Below are 17,194 nucleotides of genomic sequence, written 5' to 3' on the forward strand. Positions count from 1 at the left end.
CTGTTAACACTCCGGTTCGGGTGGAACGGGGCGGGTATCAGCTACGGCATGACTGATCCGGTGGAGCTTTCCGAAGAACACGCCGGGGGCGCCGACCCCGAGCACGTGACGCCCGAGGACCCGGACGCCCCGCAGGCGTGGCCGGCGGAGGCAGGCCTGCCCGCCGACGGCAGGGACCCGGCCGGCGGGCCGGGCGACGACGGCTAGTTGGGCAGGGCGGCGAGCCCGGCCAGCAACTCCCAGCGTTCGGCCTCGGTGAGCACCGCGTACGCCGGCTCGTCGCGGCGGTCGGTGTCGGCCTCGATCGCGGCGCGCTCCGGCCCCTCGGGCAGCGCGCGGACCCCGTCGGCGGTCAGCCCGGCGGCACGCCAGGCGGCCCGGTGCGCGTCCGCGCGGTGGTGCCGCAGCGAGCCCAGCCGGGTGACCAGCAGCAGCGCGGGGGACGCGTCCTCCGGCTCGTACGGCGGGGACATGGCGTGGAACGCCGGCCCGCCGCTGGCCTGCCCGTGCGCCAGGACCCGGCCGACCAGGTCCGCCAGCCGGGGCACGATGGCCAGGCCGGGCAGCACCCCGGGCAGCATCGCCCACTTCTCCTCGGCGGCCTCGCCGGTGGCCCGCTGCGCGAACAGCGTCAACTCCCGGCCCAGCTCGGTCAGGTGCCACGCGCCCTCGTCGTCGCGGACGAAGATGCCCTGCTTCAGCTCCCGGCTCATGTCACCGTCGGTGTAGACCAGGCCGTCGACGAGCGCCTCGGCGGGGATCGGCCGGGCCAGCACGCCGGAGAAGAAGCTGTTCTCGGCGCCGAGGTCGCAGCCGCGTTCGGCGTAGAACGCCTCCATCCGGGATCGGGCCGCCCAGCGGGCGCCCACGTACACCCGGTCGATCGCCGGTCGGACCAGTCGCGCGTAACTCGCCGTCTTCTCCACGTCGCCGGACCTTACCGGCGGCGGGTGTTAAGCGGGGGCCCCGCCTATACCGGAGGCGTTAAGCGGGGGCCCCGCCTTACTCCGGGACGCGGCGGTAGGCGCCGTCGCTGGCGGAGGTGGCCATCGAGGCGTACGCGCGCAGGGCGGCCGAGACCGGGCGCTGCCGGTCGGTGGGGGTGTAGGGGCGGTCGCGCTTCTCCTCGGCCACCCGCCGTGCGGTCAGCTCGTCGGCCGGCACGTTCAGCTCGATGGAGCGGCCCGGGATGTCGATGACGATCTCGTCGCCGTCGCGGACCAGAGCGATCAGCCCGCCGGCGGCGGCCTCCGGTGAGGCGTGCCCGATGGACAGGCCGGAGGTGCCGCCGGAGAACCGGCCGTCGGTGAGCAGCGCGCAGGAGCGGCCCAGGCCGCGACCCTTGAGGAACGAGGTGGGGTAGAGCATCTCCTGCATGCCGGGGCCGCCCTTGGGGCCCTCGTAGCGGATCACCACCACGTCGCCGGCGACGACCTGCTTGGCGAGGATGGCGGTCACCGCGTCGTCCTGCGACTCGTAGACCTTCGCCGGCCCGCGGAAGGTGAGGCACTCCTCGGGCACCCCGGCGGTCTTCACCACGCAGCCGTCCGGCGCGAGGTTGCCGTGCAGGATCGCCAGCCCGCCGTCGGCGCTGTAGGCGTGTGCCCGGTCCCGGATGCAGCCGCCGGCCGCGTCGGTGTCCAGCGACGACCAGCGGTTGGTGGTGGAGAACGGTTCGGTGGTGCGCACTCCGCCGGGCGCGGCGTGGAACAGCTCGACCGCCTCCGGGGTGGCCTTGCCGCCCCGGACGTCCCAGTCGGCGAGCCACCGGTCCAGGTCGGGGGAGTGCACCGCGCGCACGTCGCGGTGGAGCAGGCCGGCGCGGTCCAGTTCGCCGAGGATGGCCGGGATGCCGCCGGCCCGGTGCACGTCCTCCATGTGGTAGTTCGGCGAGTTCGGCGCGACCTTGGCCAGGCACGGCACCCGCCGGGAGATGGCGTCGATGTCGGCCACCTCGAAGTCCAGTTCCGCCTCGCGGGCGGCCGCGAGCAGGTGCAGGATCGTGTTCGTCGAGCCGCCCATGGCGACGTCGAGGGCGACCGCGTTCTCGAACGCCGACCGGCCGGCGATCGCGCGGGGCAGCACCGAGGCGTCGTCCTCGTCGTACCAACGCTTGGCGATCTCCACGGCGGTGCGGCCGGCCTCGACGAAGAGTGACCGGCGCGCGGCGTGGGTGGCGAGCGTGGACCCGTTGCCGGGCAGCGCCAGGCCGATCGCCTCGGTGAGGCAGTTCATCGAGTTGGCGGTGAACATGCCGGAGCAGGAGCCGCAGGTCGGGCACGCGGAGCGCTCGATCTCGCCGAGCTGGTCGTCGGTGACCGCCTCGTTCGAGGAGGCGATCATGGCGTCGATCAGGTCGATCTTGGAGTGGACGACGCCCTCGATCGCCACCGTCTTGCCGGCCTCCATCGGGCCGCCGGAGACGAACACGGTCGGGATGTTCAGCCGCAGCGCGGCGAGCAGCATGCCGGGGGTGATCTTGTCGCAGTTGGAGATGCAGACCAGGGCGTCCGCGCAGTGCGCGTTGACCATGTATTCCACCGCGTCGGCGATCAGCTCCCGGCTGGGCAGCGAGTAGAGCATGCCGCCGTGGCCCATGGCGATGCCGTCGTCGACGGCGATCGTGTTGAACTCCCGCCCGACGCCGCCGGCCTCGGCCACCGCGTCGGCGACCAGGCCGCCGAGGTCCTTCAGGTGGACGTGACCGGGTACGAACTGGGTGAAACTGTTCGCGATGGCGACGATCGGCTTGCCGAAGTCGTCGTCGGTCATCCCGGTGGCCCGCCAGAGGGCCCGGGCGCCGGCCATCGTCCGACCATGGGTGGATGTCCTCGACCGCAGCTCAGGCATGGGTACCAGTCTTACACCGCCGGACCGGCCGTCCCCGGCCGTGCACCCTGTGTCCCAACAGTTGCACACCCGGTGCCCCACGGAGGGCGCGAATCCGGCAGAGTTGACGCGTGCAGTCGTCCCCGGGGATGGTCACCGTCACGGCGCTGAGCGGTCTCGCCGCGGCCGGCGCCGTCGTGCTGCTCGCCGGGTCGGCCCGCCGCGGCCCCTGCCGGCGCCGGCAGGCCCACGTGCTGCTCGCCGTCGCCGGTGGAGCCGCCCTGGTCAGCCTCCTCCTCGGCCTCGGTGGCCTGCTGCTCGCCGGCGACCACTGGGCGCACCGGCAGGGCCAGCGCACCGGCTGGGCCATGCTCGTCTCGGCGTCCGTCACGGTGGCCGGGCTCGGCCTCGGCGCCGCGCTGCTCCGGCTGCCCGGCGCGGCCGCGACCCGGGCCGCCACCGCCCGGCTGCTCCTCGACGGCGTCATCATGGCCACCGCGCTCTGGTTCGTCGGCTGGGTGGCGTTCAGCGAGCCGACCCGCCTGCTCGGCGCGGCCACCCCGGTGGGCTGCCTGCCCATCCTGCTGGCCACCGTCAGCGCGGCGCTCATCGCCGGGCTGACACTGATCCTGGTGCTGCGGGCCGCCCCGCCGCGCGGCTGGCTGGCCCTGCTGGGTGCCGGGGCGATCGCGGTGCCCGTCGGCGGCCTGGGGGTGTCCGCCGGGCTCTGCCAGGGCGGCCCCGGCATGCTCGCGGCGGGCGCCGCGGTGACCGCCGCCGGCCTGCTGGCCGTCGCCGTCGCCGGGCGCCGGGCCGACACGACGCGGTTCGACGTCGACCTCATCCGCCGCGACGGCGAGTACGCCTTCGTGCCGATGTTCGCCATCGCCGCCTCCGCGATGTACCACCTCACCCAGGGTGGCCGGTTCGACGGGTACGGCATCCTGGCCGGCAGCGTCGAGGGGTTCGCGCTGGTGGCCCGGCAATACCTGGCCCTCAACGACGTCCGGGGCTACGCCGTCCGGCTGGCCGAGCGGGAGGCGCACTTCCGCGAGCTGGCGCACACCGACCCGCTCACCGGCCTGGCCAACCGGCGCGGCCTGCTGCGTGCCCTGCAACGGTGCGCCGAGACCGGCGTGCCCTGCGTGCTGCTCGGGCTCGACCTGGACGGCTTCAAGAACGTCAACGACATGCGCGGGCACGACGTCGGCGACGCCGTGCTGGCCGAGGTGGGCCGGCGACTGCGCGGCAACCTGCGCCCGGGTGATCTCGCCGCCCGGCTGGGCGGCGACGAGTTCGCGGTGCTGATGCACTCCTCGGCCGAGCCCGGCCCGGTGGCCGATCGCCTGCTCGGGGTGCTCGGGCGCCCGTACGAGGAGGCGGACGGGCCGGTCTTCCTCTCGGTCAGCATCGGGGTGGCCGGCAGCCACGGCAACCACGACGTCGAGCTGCTGCTGCGCAACGCCGACCTGGCGCTGCGCTACGCCAAGCAGCGCGGCAAGAACCGGATCGAGCGCTACGACGCCACGTACGACCAGTTGCTGAGCCGGCGGACCCGGCTGGAGCACGAGTTGCGCGGCGCGATCGAGCGGGACGAGCTGCGGTTGGTCTTCCAGCCGGTGGCCTCGCTGCCCTCGGTTCGGCCGGTCGGTGCCGAGGCGCTGCTGCGTTGGCACCACCCGGAGCTGGGCAACGTCCGGCCGGACGAGTTCATCCCGCTCGCCGAGGAGTGCGGGATGATCGCCAAGCTCGGCGCGTGGGTGCTGCACCAGGCCTGCTACCAGCTCTCCCGGTGGTTGGCCGACGGGCACGACGTCTGGGTCTCGGTGAACGTGTCGCCGCGCGAGCTGCACGCCCCGGAATACGTGGTCCAGGTCGCCGACGCGCTGCGCGCGCACCACGTGCCGCCGCAGCGGCTGGTGCTGGAGGTGACCGAGCACGCGGTCGCCACCGACCTGGACGAGCTGATCCGGCGGCTGACCGCGTTGCGGCTGACCGGGGTGCGCATCGCGCTGGACGACTTCGGCGCCGGCTACTCCTCGCTGGGGCAGCTGCGCCGGCTGCCGATCGACATCCTGAAGATCGATCATGGCCTGGTAGCCGAGCACGAGCCGGTGCGGCCGGTCGGCAGGGAGGGCCCGGCGTTCGCGCCGATGGTGGACATCGTCATGCGCCTCGGCCACCAGTTCGGGCTGGAGGTGATCGCCGAGGGTGTCACCAACCCCACCGAGCTGGCCGCCGTGGTGGCCGCCGGCTGCCGCTTCGGCCAGGGCGCGCTCTTCGGCTGGGGGGTGCCGGCCGAGCATCTGGAGGCGATGCTGGAGGCGGCCACCTCGCCCGGCAACCGGCCGGCGCCGCTCCCGCCCGCGCCGCCGCCCCCGCCGGTGCGCACCCCGTCGCCGCTGCTGCCCCGGCTGCGCAACAACCCGCCCGCGCCACGCCCTCCGATTGACGCGTCGCCGCAGCTCGCGCCGGGTGCGGACGTGGTGCCGGCGGCCGACACGCCCACGTCCGTGAACCAGAATGTGGGATCAGTTGACTCATCGCGTGAGATGCGTCAGGCTTAGCCACATGTCGTCGAACCGGTCGCTGCGAGTACTTACCTGAGCGCACTCTCCTCCTGAGAGTGCGCTGGCCCCGTGCATCCTGCACGTGGGCTTTTTTGTTGCCGTCGCCCGCGTCACCCACTCACAGCCGAAGGCCTGAACCGCCATGACGAGACCCACGCCAGAGACCCTCGCCCACTCCGCCCGGCGGGCCCGCCCGGGCGCCGGCGCGGCCGGCGACGCCGACCACGCTCCCGCCCCCCGCCCGGGCGCCGCCCCGGCCGGCAACCGGGCCGTCCCGGCCGGCGCCGACACCACCGCCACGCCCGTACGGCAGTCCGCCACCGCGCAGGTCTCCGGCGCCGGCTCGCTGGTGCGGTCGCTCGAGGCGCTCGGCGTCGACGTGGTCTTCGGCATCCCGGGCGGCGCGATCCTGCCCGCGTACGACCCGCTCTACGACTCCACGGTCCGGCACATCCTGGTCCGCCACGAGCAGGGCGCGGGGCACGCGGCCACCGGCTACGCGCAGGCCACCGGACGGGTCGGCGTCTGCATCGCCACGTCCGGCCCGGGCGCGACGAACCTGGTCACCCCGATCGCCGACGCCTACATGGACTCGGTCCCGATGGTGGCGATCACCGGCCAGGTGGCCCGGCCGTCGATCGGCACGGACGCCTTCCAGGAGGCCGACATCCAGGGCATCACGCTGCCGATCACCAAGCACAACTTCCTGGTGCAGACCGCCGACGAGATCCCCCGGGTGCTGGCCGAGGCGTTCCACCTGGCCTCGACCGGCCGGCCCGGCCCGGTGCTCGTCGACATCCCCAAGGACGTCCTCCAGGCGCCCGCCACCTTCGCCTGGCCGCCCACGCTGGACCTGCCCGGCTACCGGCCCACCCTGCACCCGCACGGCAAGCAGATCCGCGAGGCGGCGCGGCTGATGACCGCGGCCCGCCGTCCGGTGCTCTACGTCGGCGGCGGCGTGCTCAAGGCCGGCGCCACCGAGGGGCTGCGCCGGCTGGCCGAGCAGACCGGGATCCCGGTGGTCACCACGTTGATGGCGCTCGGCGCGTTCCCCGACTCGCACCGCCAGCACCTGGGCATGCCCGGCATGCACGGCACCGTCGCCGCGGTCTACGGTCTGCAGAAGGCCGACCTGATCGTGGCGCTCGGCGCCCGCTTCGACGACCGGGTGACCGGCAAGCTGGACTCGTTCGCGCCGGACGCCACCGTGGTGCACGCCGACATCGACCCGGCGGAGATCGGCAAGAACCGGCACGCTGACGTCCCGATCGTGGGCGACGCGCGGCACGTGATCGACGAGTTGATCGCGGCGGTGACCGCCGAGCAGGCCGCGCACCCGGCCGCCGACCTGGCCGACTGGTGGACGCAGCTCGACGACCTGCGCGCGCGGTACCCGCTCGGCTTCGAGGAGCCGTCCGACGGCACGCTCTCCCCGCAGCACGTGATCAAGCGGCTGGGCGAGATCGCCGGGCCGGACGCGATCTACGTGGCCGGCGTCGGCCAGCACCAGATGTGGGCCAGTCAGTTCATCTCGTACGAGAAGCCGAACACCTGGCTCAACTCCGGCGGCCTGGGCACCATGGGTTACGCCGTGCCGGCCGCGATGGGCGCGAAGGTCGGCAAGCCGGACACCACGGTGTGGGCGGTGGACGGTGACGGCTGCTTCCAGATGACCAACCAGGAGCTGGCCACCTGCGCGCTGGAGGGCATCCCGATCAAGGTCGCCGTGATCAACAACGGCAACCTGGGCATGGTCCGGCAGTGGCAGACCCTGTTCTACGGGGAGCGCTACTCCAACACCGAACTGGGCACGCACAAGCACCGCATCCCCGACTTCGTCAAGCTGGCCGAGGCGCTCGGGTGCATCGGGCTGCGCTGCGAGAACGCCGCGGACGTGGACAAGACCATCGAGGCGGCCATGGCGATCACCGATGCCCCGGTGGTCATCGACTTCGTGGTCGGCAAGGACGCGATGGTCTGGCCGATGGTGGCCGCCGGCACCAGCAACGACGAGATCATGTTCGCCCGGGGCGTCCGCCCCGCGTTCGACGAGGACGACATCTAGGTCATGAACGAATGCAGCGAGGGCCATGAGGGCATGACGAGGAAGGTGCAGTCATGAACGAATGCACCGAGCGCAGCGAGGGCCATGAGGGCATGACGAGGAAGGTGCAGTCATGAACGAATGCACCGAGCGCAGCGAGGGCCATGAGGGCATGACGAGGAAGGTGCAGTCATGAACGAATGCACCGAGCGCAGCGAGGGCCATGAGGGCATGACGAGGAAGGCACAGCAATGACGCTGCACACGCTGTCCGTGCTGGTGGAGAACAAGCCGGGCGTGCTGGCCCGGGTGTCCGGGCTGTTCTCCCGGCGCGGCTTCAACATCGACAGCCTCGCCGTGGGCGAGACCGAGAACCCCGACGTCTCCCGCATCACCATCGTGGTCAACGCCGAGTCCTCGCCGCTGGAGCAGGTGACCAAGCAGCTCAACAAGCTGGTCAACGTACTCAAGATCGTCGAGCTGGACCCGCAGGTCTCGGTGGCCCGGGAGCTGCTCCTGGTCAAGGTCCGGGCGGACCGCAGCGCCCGCGCCCAGGTGCTGGAGACGGTCGGGCTGTTCCGCGCCCGGGTGGTCGACGTCGCACCGGACACGCTGACCATCGAGGCCACCGGCACGCCGGACAAGCTCGACGCGCTGCTGCGTGACCTGGAGCCGTTCGGCATCAAGGAGATGGTCCAGTCCGGCACGGTGGCCATCGGCCGGGGCTCCCGCGCCATCACCGCCGGCCCGGCGTTGCGCGCCGCCTGATCCGTACCCACCAGTTTTTCGACGGGCCGACGGGCACCGCCGTAGGAAAGGGAAGTCAATGAGCGTTGAGGTTTTCTACGACGACGACGCCGACCTGGGCCTGATCCAGGGACGCACGGTCGCCGTGATCGGTTACGGCAGCCAGGGTCACGCGCACGCGCTGTCGCTGCGCGACTCCGGCGTCGACGTGGTGATCGGCCTGCCCGCCGGCTCGAAGAGCCGACCCAAGGCCGAGGAGCAGGGCCTGCGGGTGCTCAGCCCGGCGGAGGCGGCGGCCGAGGCCGATGTCATCATGATCCTGGCGCCGGACACCGCCCAGCGCGCCCTCTACACCGACGCCATCGCGCCGAACCTGGCGCCGGGCAAGGCGCTCTTCTTCGGGCACGGCTTCAACATCCGGTACGGCCTGATCAAGCCGCCGGCCGAGGTGGACGTGGCGATGGTGGCCCCGAAGGGCCCCGGTCACCTGGTCCGCCGCCAGTACGTCGACGGCAAGGGCGTGCCCTGCCTGGTCGCCGTCGAGCAGGACGCCAGCGGCAACGCGTTCGGCCTCGCCCTGGCGTACGCGAAGGCGATCGGCGGCACCCGGGCCGGCGCGATCCGGACCACGTTCACCGAGGAGACCGAGACCGACCTCTTCGGCGAGCAGGCGGTGCTCTGCGGCGGCGCGGCGGCGCTGGTGCAGACCGGTTTCGAGGTGCTCACCGAGGCCGGTTACGCCCCCGAGGTGGCCTACTTCGAGTGCCTGCACGAGCTGAAGCTCATCGTCGACCTGATGTACGAGGGCGGCATCGCCCGGATGCGCTACAGCATCTCCGACACCGCCGAGTACGGCGACCTGTCCCGTGGCCCCCGCGTGGTGGACGCCCGGGTCAAGGAGGAGATGCGCAAGATCCTCGGCGAGATCCAGTCCGGCGAGTTCGCCCGCGAGTGGGTGGCCGAGGACGAGGCCGGCCGCCCCAACTTCGCCAAGTGGCGGGCCGAGGGCGCGGCGCACCCGATCGAGGAGACCGGGCAGAAGCTGCGGGCCATGATGAGCTGGGTGGACCGCCCGATCACCGAGACCGCCTGATCCGGCGCGCCGCGCGGCCCGACGCTCTCCCCGGCGTCGGGCCGCGCGCTGTCAGGGCGGGCCAGAGCGCTCGCCACCGACCGCCTTCTCGACGGCGGCGATCTCGTCCCGCACCCGCTCGGCCTCGGCCCTCCGGTCGAGCCGCCACAACGTGCCCCCGAGGTTGCGCAGCGGCGTGAGCAGCTCCGCCGCCTCGATCCGCGCCGGGTCGGCCCGCAGCAGGTCGAGGCACTCCCGGTAGATCTCCACCGCCTCCTCCAGCCGACCAAGGGCGTGTACCCGGTTGCCCAGGTTGCACAGCGCCTCGGCCAACCCCAGCCGGTAGGCCACCGGATCGTCGGCGAACAGCTCCCGGCGGACGGCCACGCACTCGCGCAGCAGTTCGGCCGACCCGTGCGGATCACCGGCCAGGTTCACCGCCAGGGCCAGCGCGAAGAGGCACCCCCCGAGCAGGCCCCGGTACGCCGGGTCCGCGCCGGCCAGCAACCGGGCCAGCTCGACTGCCTCCCGCCCGTCCGCCACCCCGCCCCCTTCCGTGCCGGACCCCGTCGGAACGTTTCCGGCCGGTCCGTCCGGCGGCGATGTCCCGTCCCGGAGCGGCAGCTCCGCCGTCGACGCGCCGGAGTCCGCGTCGGCCGGCGCCTCCGCCGCCGATCCGTGGGAGTCCGCGTCGGCCGGTGGTTCGGACACGGCCAGCGCGCAGCGGATCAGCAGGGCGCGGGCCAGCCGGGGGCGCCAGACCTCCGGAAGCCGCTCGACGTGCTCCCGGCAGATCGGAAGGGCCTCGGCCAGCAGGACGCCGACCGCCGCCCGCTCCTCGGCCGCGAGCCGCAGGTCGAGCAGGTCGAGCAGTGCCCGGGCCAGGAGATCGTCGTGGCCGTTGCGGGCGAGCGACGCCGCCTCGGTCAGATGAGCGGTCGCCTGGTCCGGCCGGCCAGCCCGGGCGGTCAGGTCGCCGAGAACGAGCAGCCCGTGGGCCAGTTCGGCGCGGGAGCCGGGCCTTCCGGCCGCCACCAGCGCCCGCCGGTCGTCGACCGCCTGCTCCGCCAGCCGCACGGCCGCCTCCGGATCGCCCAGCTGCGCCCGGCACTCCGCCTCGATCAGCACGGCCCGGGCCAGCAGCGGTCGCCCCTGCCCCGGCAGGAACCGGCCCAAGGTCTCCCGGTCGACGCGGGACCCCTCGATCAGGTCGAGGGCTTCGCGCACCGGCCCGGTGACCGACAGTCCCTGGGCGAGGTCCGTCGCGGCGGACACGGCGAGGGACGTCCACTGGAGCCGCCGGTAGGCGGAGAGGCTCCGGTGCAGTTCCAGCGCCTCCCGTCGGACGGTGTTCGCCTCCTCCGTCCGGCCCAGCGCCTCCTTGACGTCACCGATCGTCAGTAGCGCCCGCGCCAGCCGCATCCGCTCCATCGGGCGCAGCGGTCCGCAGGCGCGCCACGTCGATCGGGCCCGCAGCGCCAACCTGAGCGCCTCCCGCACCTCCCCGCGCAGGTGGAGGTTGAGCGCGAGGAGTCCGCGAGCGGTGGCGAGCACCACCAGCGCCGACCGGTCGTCGGTGTCCTCGACGTACCCGATCGCCTCCCGGAGCTGGTCGATCGCCTCGGTTGCAGGGGCGCCGTCGGGGGCGACGGCCCGGGCCGTCAGGGCCCGGGCCAGGGCGACCCGGTGCTGGTCCGGCCGCTCGGCGGCCAGTCGCCGGCAGAGCACCACCGCCTCCCGGGCCGCCGCGGCGCGCCGGGCGTCCGACCCCGGCAACCCGCTCACCTGATGGGACCGGGTGACCAAGACCTCGGCCAGCCCTGGCCCCCAGCGCTGCGGGCCGAGTCGGGCCAACGGTCGTAACAGCGCGATCCGGACCACGAGCGACATCAGCGGCTCCCTCCCCGTGCCGGTGCTGGTTCCGTTGTACGGGGGCGTCGCCAGTCGCCGCGCACGTGAACGGCGGATGTCGGGCGTGCGACGTGCTGTGTGAGGGCGCTCACCCGGCAGTCCGGGACCCGGAGGGCGGACCGCCCCCTACCATCCTTGGTGTGGTGCCCCGGCGCACCCGACGGCCATGGCACGGATCGGCGCAGGGCGCAGCGCGGCGTCCCGACGCCCCAGGCCGAACCGACACCGAGCGTCTACGAGGACCGATGAATCCTGTCGTACTGATCGCCGAAGAACTCGCCCCCGCCGCCATCGAGGTGCTCGCCCACGACTTCGACGTGCGCCACGTGGACGGCACCGACCGCCCGGCTCTGCTCTCCGCCCTCTCCGAGGCCGACGCGGTGATCGTACGCAGCGCCACCCAGATCGACGCCGAGGCGATCGCCGCGGCGCCCCGGCTGAAGGTGGTCGCCCGGGCCGGCGTCGGCCTGGACAACGTCGAGGTGCCCGCCGCCACCGCGCGGGGTGTCATGGTGGTCAACGCTCCCACCTCCAACATCGTGTCCGCGGCGGAGCAGGCCGTCGCGCTGCTGCTCGCGGTGGCCCGCAACACCGCCAGCGCCAGTGCCGCGCTGAAGGCCGGCGAGTGGAAGCGGTCCAAGTACACCGGGGTGGAGCTGCAGGGCAAGACCGTCGGCGTGGTCGGCCTCGGCCGCATCGGCGTGCTGTTCGCCCAGCGCATCGCCGCGTTCGGCACCCGGCTGATCGCGTACGACCCGTACATCCAGCCGGCCCGCGCCGCGCAGCTCGGCGTACGCCTGGTCGGCCTGGAGGAGCTGCTGCGGGAGGCCGACTTCATCTCGATCCACCTGCCGAAGACGCCGGAGACGGTGGGCCTGATCGGCGAGAAGGAGCTGGCGGTCGTCAAGCCGGGCGTCCGGATCGTCAACGCCGCCCGGGGCGGCCTGGTCGACGAGCAGGCGCTCGCGGACGCGATCGCCGAGGGCCGGGTCGCCGGCGCCGGCATCGACGTCTACGCGAAGGAGCCGTGCACCTCGTCGCCGCTGTTCGCGTTCGACAACGTGGTGGCCACCCCGCACCTGGGCGCCTCCACGAACGAGGCGCAGGACAAGGCGGGCCTCGCGGTGGCGAAGAGCGTCAAGCTCGCGCTCCAGGGCGAGTTCGTGCCGGACGCGGTGAACGTGCAGGCCGGCGGCGTCGTCGCCGAGGACGTCCGCCCGCTGCTGCCGCTGGCCGAGAAGCTGGGCCGGGCCTTCACCGCCCTCGCCGGTGGGGTGGCCGCCAGCGTGACCGTCGAGGTGCGCGGCGAGATCGCCGGCCACGACGTGTCGGTGCTGAAGCTCGCCGCCACCAAGGGCCTGTTCAGCTCCGTGGTGGAGGAGCAGGTCACCTACGTCAACGCGCCGCACCTGGCCGCCGAGCGGGGCGTCGAGGTCACCCTGGCCACGCCGGCCGAGACCGTCGACCACCCGAACCTGGTGACGGTGCGTGGCGCGCTGCCGGACGGGCGGACCGTCCGGGTCTCCGGCACGGTGGCCCACACCGGCGCCCGCGACGTGCTCAAGCTGACCGAGGTGGACGGCTTCGACGTGGAGATCGGCGCGGAGGGCATCCTGGTCTTCCTGCGCTACGTCGACCGGCCCGGCGTGGTCGGCACGGTCGGCACGCTGCTCGGCGAGGCCGGTGTCAACATCGCCGCCATGCAGGTGGCCCGGCGGGAGGCCGGCGGTGAGACGCTGATGACGCTCACCGTCGACCAGGCGCTCGGCGCCGACCTGCTCACCTCCGCCGCCGACTCGATCGGCGCGGTCGCGGCCAGCGCGGCCGACCTGCGCGACGAGTAGTCCGGACAGGACGATCGGGGCCCGGCCGGTCACGGCCGGGCCCTTCGTCGTGCGCTGCCGGGCGGGGGACCGCGGTGACCGCGCCGGTCAGGCGCGGACGCGGGCCGGCGGCGGGTAGACCGAGCCGTCCTGCGCGTCGAAGAGCATCAGGTCGTGCTCGCCGGCCAGCCGCTCGATGTCCAGCAGGACCTGGTCCGGGCACGTGGGATGCAGGTTCATCTCGACGTGGTCGGCGGCCGCGTGCAGCGGCGCCACCTCCCACGGGGTGTCCGGCCGGGCCGGACGGTCGGGATAGCTCGCCGTGATCGCCCGGTAGAAGCCGACCACCCGGGGGTCGGGGTGCTGCTCGCCGTGCCACCCCTCGCGGCACTGCCGCACCGCCGCCCGCACCTGCTCCGGTGTCGCCCCGTTCGGCAGGGCCCACACGCTCAGATCGAAACTCACGGCGGACAGCGTGCCATCCCGGCCGGCCCGCGTCACTTCTGCCCCACCTCGGGGATTCACCTGCTGATTGTTGACACGGTGACGATGGGTCCGCTGTGGAGACTCTTGCGTCGAGTTGCGTCGATTCGCTAGCGTACCGGTGCGGTGCACGGCTGAGTCGATTTCCCGGCCCGTCTTCGGGTGGCGTGGTCGGGCGTCCGACCTGTCGGCCCGCACCCCTCGATTGCGCGAGCCACGCGCATTCGTCGCTGACCGGCCCCCACGGTCGTTGCCGAGACCGCGGGGGCCGATCGCGGCCCACGCCCCGGATGCGAGAGCGGGACGTCGCCGCGCGTCAGCGGCGGCGGTGCGCGAAGAGCGCGCGGTAGTCCGATCCGTCGCGGAACCAGGCCAGGCCGGCCGGGCCGGCGGCGTAGAGCGCGGTGGCGTAGGCGTCGGCGACGGCCAGGTCCGGGCCGACCACGGTGGCGGCCACCAGCCGGTCGGTCGGCTCGCCGGTGTGCGGGTCGACGACGTGCCCACGCCGCCCGGTGACCCCGGAGGTGCCCACCGCACCGGCGGTCATCTCCAGCACCAGCGGGGCCCGGCGCGCCTCGGTGGGGTGGTGCACCGCGACCCGCCACGGGCCGCCGTGCGCGGCGTGTCCGCGTACCGTCAGGTCGGCGCCGCTGAGCACGGCGTAGTCGTGGATGCCGGCGGCGCGCAACCGCGCCGCGGCCCGCTCCACCGCCCAGCCGCCGAGCAGGCCGCCCGGGTCGAAGCCGCCCGGCACCGCCCACGCGTCGAACCACCCGTCGGTCGCCGCCCGCATCGCCGCGCAGCGATCGACCAGGTCGGCCAGCGGTGGGTACGAGTCGGGGCTGATCTCGTCGCGGCGCAGTCGCGACACCAGGCTGCCCGGCTGGTTGGGGCCGTAGGTGAGGTCGACGGCGCGCAGCTCGGCCACGGCGTCGCGGAGCGCCTCGCCGACGCCCCGGTGGCCGAACCAGTCGGGCGCGTTGAGCAGCAGCGTGTATTCCGCGGTGGTGGTGCTCACCGTGTGCCGGACGCTGATCCGGTCCCCGGCGGCGGTCCCGTCCCGTTCCACCCGGTGGCTGCGGGCGCCGAGGCGCAGGTCGGGGCGGGGCTGGCGGAACGCGGACTGGTCGACCCAGCGGGTCCGGGGTTGCTCGTCCGCCCAGTGCGTCCGCCGCTGGTCGATCCGCATGACACCCGCCCCCTCGCTGGCCGCCGCCGCGTCGCGGCGATGCCGGTCCCGGCCCCCGTCGACCCGGTCGTCCTGACCATAGGCAGTGGAGATGACCGCACCATGAATGCCGGCTGGGAGCCTCCTGTGCGTCGGGCTTCCCGCATTCTGGAAGACTCGTACCGGGAGACGGGACGGCGACGTACCGTTGCGCAGAACGACGAGGTGAGGAGCGCCAGGTGGCACGCATCGCGGTGGTGGCCGGCGACGGCATCGGTCCCGAGGTGGTGGGTCAGGCCCGCAAGGTCCTCGACGCGGTGCTGCCCGGGATCGAGGCCACCGGGTACGACCTGGGCGCGGCGCGCTGGCACCGCACCGGCGAGGTGCTGCCCGACTCCGTCCTCGACGAGTTGGCCGGCCACGACGCCATCCTGCTCGGGGCGGTCGGCGACCCGACCGTGCCGCCGGGTGTGCTGGAGCGCGGCCTGCTGCTCAAGCTCCGGTTCGCCTTCGACCAGTACGTCAACCTCCGCCCGTCCCGGCTCTGGCCCGGCGTGACCGGCCCGCTGGCCGCGGTGAAGCCCGGCGAGGTGGACCTCGTGGTGGTCCGCGAGGGCACCGAGGGGCTGTACGCGGGCGCCGGCGGCAGCCTGCACCGGGGCACCCCGGCCGAGGTGGCCACCGAGGAGAGCCTGAACACCCGGCACGGCGTGGAGCGGGTGATCCGCGACGCGTTCGCCCGGGCCGCCCGCCGGGAGCGGCGCAAGGTGACGCTGGTGCACAAGACCAACGTGCTCACCCACGCCGGCTCGCTCTGGTCCCGGGCCTTCGCCGAGGTGGCCGCCGAGCACCCGGACGTGACCACGGAATACCAGCACGTCGACGCCGCGGCGATGTTCCTGGTGACCAACCCGTCCCGCTACGACGTCGTGGTCACCGACAACCTCTTCGGCGACATCCTCACCGACATCGCCGCGGCGGTGACCGGTGGCATCGGGCTGGCCGCCAGCGGTTGCATCAACCCGGAGGGGCGCTACCCGTCGATGTTCGAGCCGGTGCACGGCTCCGCGCCGGACATCGCCGGCAAGGGCGTCGCCGACCCGGTGGCCGCCGTGCTCTCCGCCGCGCTGCTGCTCGACCAGCTCGGCCACGCCGAGGCCGCCGCGCGGGTCACCGCCGCCGTGGCCGCCGAGCTGGCCGGGCGTACGCCCGGGGCGCCGTTGCGCACCGAGGAGGTCGGCGACCGCCTCGCCGCCCACGCCGTAGCCTGACCCGGGCCGGCTTCCCTGGCCCGGTCACGGGCCGCCAGACCCGTTCCCGGGCCCGCTCCACCGCCGGCGCGGGGGCGGAGCTATCCGCTGAACGACCGTTCGGGGTAAGTTTCTGGCACCAGTGACGTCGGCGTGCGATCTCGCATGCCGTGGGACCGCAGGGAGGTCAGCGCGATGAGCGGTGGTGACAAGCTCGATTTCGAGATCCGTCCGAATCCCGCGCCGGTATCCGCCGCCGACCGGGCCGCCCTGCTGGCGAACCCGGGCTTCGGTCGGGTGTTCACCGACCACATGGTCACCGTCCGCTACGCCGAGGGCAAGGGCTGGTACGACGCCCGGGTCGAGGCGCGCGCGCCGATCCCGATGGACCCGGCGGCGGCGGTGTTGCACTACGCGCAGGAGATCTTCGAGGGACTGAAGGCGTACCGCACCGGCGACGGGTCGGTCACCATGTTCCGCCCGGAGGCCAACGCGGCCCGGTTCGTGGCGTCCGCCCGGCGGCTGGCCATGCCGGAGCTGCCGCCGGAGACGTTCGTGGACTCGCTGCGCAAGCTGGTCGAGATCGACCGGGAGTGGATCCCGGAGCACGAGGACGCCAGCCTCTACCTGCGTCCGTTCATGTTCGCCAGCGAGGTCTTCCTCGGGGTGCGCCCGGCCAACGAATACCTCTACTGCGTCATCGCGTCGCCGGCCGGCGCCTACTTCGCCGGTGGGGTGAAGCCGGTGACGGTCTGGGTCTCCCCGGACTACACCCGGGCGGCGCCCGGCGGCACCGGCGCGGCCAAGTGCGGCGGCAACTACGCCGCCTCGCTGGCGGCCCAGGCCGAGGCGATCGAGGCCGGCTGCGACCAGGTGGTCTTCCTGGACGCGGTGGAGCGACGGTACGTCGACGAGTTGGGCGGCATGAACGTCTTCTTCGTCTACGACGACGGCACGCTGGTCACGCCGCCGCTGGGCGGCACCATCCTGCCGGGCATCACCCGCGACGCGGTGCTGACCCTGGCCGCCGAGGCCGGGCACGAGGTGCGGGAGCAGCCGGTCAGCTTCGCCGACTGGCAGTCGGACGCGGCCAGCGGGCGGCTGCGTGAGGTGTTCGCCTGCGGCACCGCCGCCGTGGTCACCCCGATCGGCGGCGTGAAGTTCCCGGACGGCGAGTTCCTGATCGGCGGCGGCGAGCCGGGCACCGTCACGATGGCACTGCGGCAGAAGCTCGTCGACATCCAGCGCGGTCGCGCCGAGGACCGCCACGGCTGGGTGACCAGCGTCCTCTGACCGGC

General features: G+C 73.6%; 13 protein-coding genes. 8 read left to right on the plus strand and 5 right to left on the minus strand.

The window, feature by feature from the left end; genetic code table 11:
• Window positions 1-48: 48 nt before the first annotated feature.
• Window positions 49-207 (plus strand): hypothetical protein, encoded by a 159-nt coding sequence (locus GA0070213_RS31540; RefSeq protein ID WP_175441355.1) that lies wholly within the window; start codon window positions 49-51, stop codon window positions 205-207.
• Here the strand turns inward: GA0070213_RS31540 and GA0070213_RS16005 are convergent.
• Together GA0070213_RS16005 and ilvD are read right to left on the minus strand one after the other, a co-directional pair.
• Window positions 204-926: a hypothetical protein gene (locus tag GA0070213_RS16005; RefSeq protein WP_091063889.1), complete on the minus strand. Its 723-nt coding sequence runs from the start codon at window positions 924-926 to the stop codon at window positions 204-206. The two genes, GA0070213_RS31540 and GA0070213_RS16005, sit on opposite strands and share 4 nt — an antisense overlap.
• A 76-nt stretch (window positions 927-1,002) precedes the next feature.
• Window positions 1,003-2,850 (minus strand): dihydroxy-acid dehydratase, encoded by a 1,848-nt coding sequence (ilvD, locus tag GA0070213_RS16010; protein ID WP_091063893.1) that lies wholly within the window; start codon window positions 2,848-2,850, stop codon window positions 1,003-1,005.
• Between the two features lie 128 nt (window positions 2,851-2,978).
• On the opposite strand from ilvD, the gene GA0070213_RS16015 reads away from it, so the two are divergent.
• The 4 genes from GA0070213_RS16015 (at window position 2,979) to ilvC (ending at window position 9,282) form a co-directional block, all read left to right on the plus strand.
• The gene (locus GA0070213_RS16015; RefSeq protein WP_175441368.1) at window positions 2,979-5,396 is read left to right on the plus strand and encodes a putative bifunctional diguanylate cyclase/phosphodiesterase; all 2,418 of its coding nucleotides are present in this window, start codon (window positions 2,979-2,981) and stop codon (window positions 5,394-5,396) included.
• A 145-nt stretch (window positions 5,397-5,541) separates the two neighbouring features.
• Window positions 5,542-7,464, plus strand: coding sequence for an acetolactate synthase large subunit (locus GA0070213_RS16020; RefSeq protein WP_091063898.1), 1,923 nt, complete (start codon window positions 5,542-5,544; stop codon window positions 7,462-7,464).
• Window positions 7,465-7,694: 230 nt separating this feature from the next.
• Window positions 7,695-8,210, plus strand: coding sequence for an acetolactate synthase small subunit (ilvN, locus tag GA0070213_RS16025; RefSeq protein ID WP_091063901.1), 516 nt, complete (start codon window positions 7,695-7,697; stop codon window positions 8,208-8,210).
• Window positions 8,211-8,268: 58 nt separating this feature from the next.
• Complete coding sequence (gene ilvC / locus GA0070213_RS16030) at window positions 8,269-9,282, plus strand: ketol-acid reductoisomerase (protein WP_091063905.1); 1,014 nt, start codon at window positions 8,269-8,271, stop codon at window positions 9,280-9,282.
• Between the two features lie 51 nt (window positions 9,283-9,333).
• Here the strand turns inward: ilvC and GA0070213_RS16035 are convergent, their stop codons facing one another.
• On the minus strand, window positions 9,334-11,151 hold the full coding sequence (locus tag GA0070213_RS16035; protein ID WP_091063909.1) for a tetratricopeptide repeat protein: 1,818 nt from the start codon (window positions 11,149-11,151) through the stop codon (window positions 9,334-9,336).
• Between the two features lie 266 nt (window positions 11,152-11,417).
• On the opposite strand from GA0070213_RS16035, the gene serA reads away from it, so the two are divergent.
• Window positions 11,418-13,016, plus strand: coding sequence for a phosphoglycerate dehydrogenase (gene serA, locus GA0070213_RS16040; protein ID WP_091063914.1), 1,599 nt, complete (start codon window positions 11,418-11,420; stop codon window positions 13,014-13,016).
• A gap of 87 nt (window positions 13,017-13,103) precedes the next feature.
• Here serA and GA0070213_RS16045 read toward each other — a convergent pair whose 3' ends face one another.
• Entirely contained in the window at window positions 13,104-13,460 is a 357-nt protein-coding gene (locus GA0070213_RS16045) for a hypothetical protein (protein ID WP_175441356.1), read from the minus strand.
• Window positions 13,461-13,794: 334 nt separating this feature from the next.
• The gene (locus tag GA0070213_RS16050) at window positions 13,795-14,667 is read right to left on the minus strand and encodes an FAD:protein FMN transferase (protein ID WP_091063922.1); all 873 of its coding nucleotides are present in this window, start codon (window positions 14,665-14,667) and stop codon (window positions 13,795-13,797) included.
• A 218-nt stretch (window positions 14,668-14,885) separates the two neighbouring features.
• On the opposite strand from GA0070213_RS16050, the gene GA0070213_RS16055 reads away from it, so the two are divergent.
• On the plus strand, window positions 14,886-15,917 hold the full coding sequence (locus GA0070213_RS16055; RefSeq protein ID WP_091063924.1) for a 3-isopropylmalate dehydrogenase: 1,032 nt from the start codon (window positions 14,886-14,888) through the stop codon (window positions 15,915-15,917).
• A gap of 174 nt (window positions 15,918-16,091) precedes the next feature.
• Window positions 16,092-17,189: a branched-chain amino acid aminotransferase gene (locus tag GA0070213_RS16060; RefSeq protein WP_091064443.1), complete on the plus strand. Its 1,098-nt coding sequence runs from the start codon at window positions 16,092-16,094 to the stop codon at window positions 17,187-17,189.
• Window positions 17,190-17,194 lie beyond the last annotated feature (5 nt).

The organism is Micromonospora humi (assembly GCF_900090105.1).
In the GTDB taxonomy this organism is placed as follows: Bacteria; Actinomycetota; Actinomycetes; order Mycobacteriales; family Micromonosporaceae; genus Micromonospora; species Micromonospora humi.

Coding starts and splice junctions, on each gene's coding strand:
- GA0070213_RS16060 (WP_091064443.1), top strand. CDS start 16,092: ATGAGCGGTGGTGACAAGCTCGATTTCGAGATCCGTCCGAATCCCGCG.
- ilvC (WP_091063905.1), top strand. CDS start 8,269: ATGAGCGTTGAGGTTTTCTACGACGACGACGCCGACCTGGGCCTGATC.
- GA0070213_RS16050 (WP_091063922.1), bottom strand. CDS start 14,667: ATGCGGATCGACCAGCGGCGGACGCACTGGGCGGACGAGCAACCCCGG.
- GA0070213_RS16035 (WP_091063909.1), bottom strand. CDS start 11,151: ATGTCGCTCGTGGTCCGGATCGCGCTGTTACGACCGTTGGCCCGACTC.
- ilvN (WP_091063901.1), top strand. CDS start 7,695: ATGACGCTGCACACGCTGTCCGTGCTGGTGGAGAACAAGCCGGGCGTG.
- GA0070213_RS16020 (WP_091063898.1), top strand. CDS start 5,542: ATGACGAGACCCACGCCAGAGACCCTCGCCCACTCCGCCCGGCGGGCC.
- GA0070213_RS31540 (WP_175441355.1), top strand. CDS start 49: ATGACTGATCCGGTGGAGCTTTCCGAAGAACACGCCGGGGGCGCCGAC.
- GA0070213_RS16015 (WP_175441368.1), top strand. CDS start 2,979: ATGGTCACCGTCACGGCGCTGAGCGGTCTCGCCGCGGCCGGCGCCGTC.
- ilvD (WP_091063893.1), bottom strand. CDS start 2,850: ATGCCTGAGCTGCGGTCGAGGACATCCACCCATGGTCGGACGATGGCC.
- serA (WP_091063914.1), top strand. CDS start 11,418: ATGAATCCTGTCGTACTGATCGCCGAAGAACTCGCCCCCGCCGCCATC.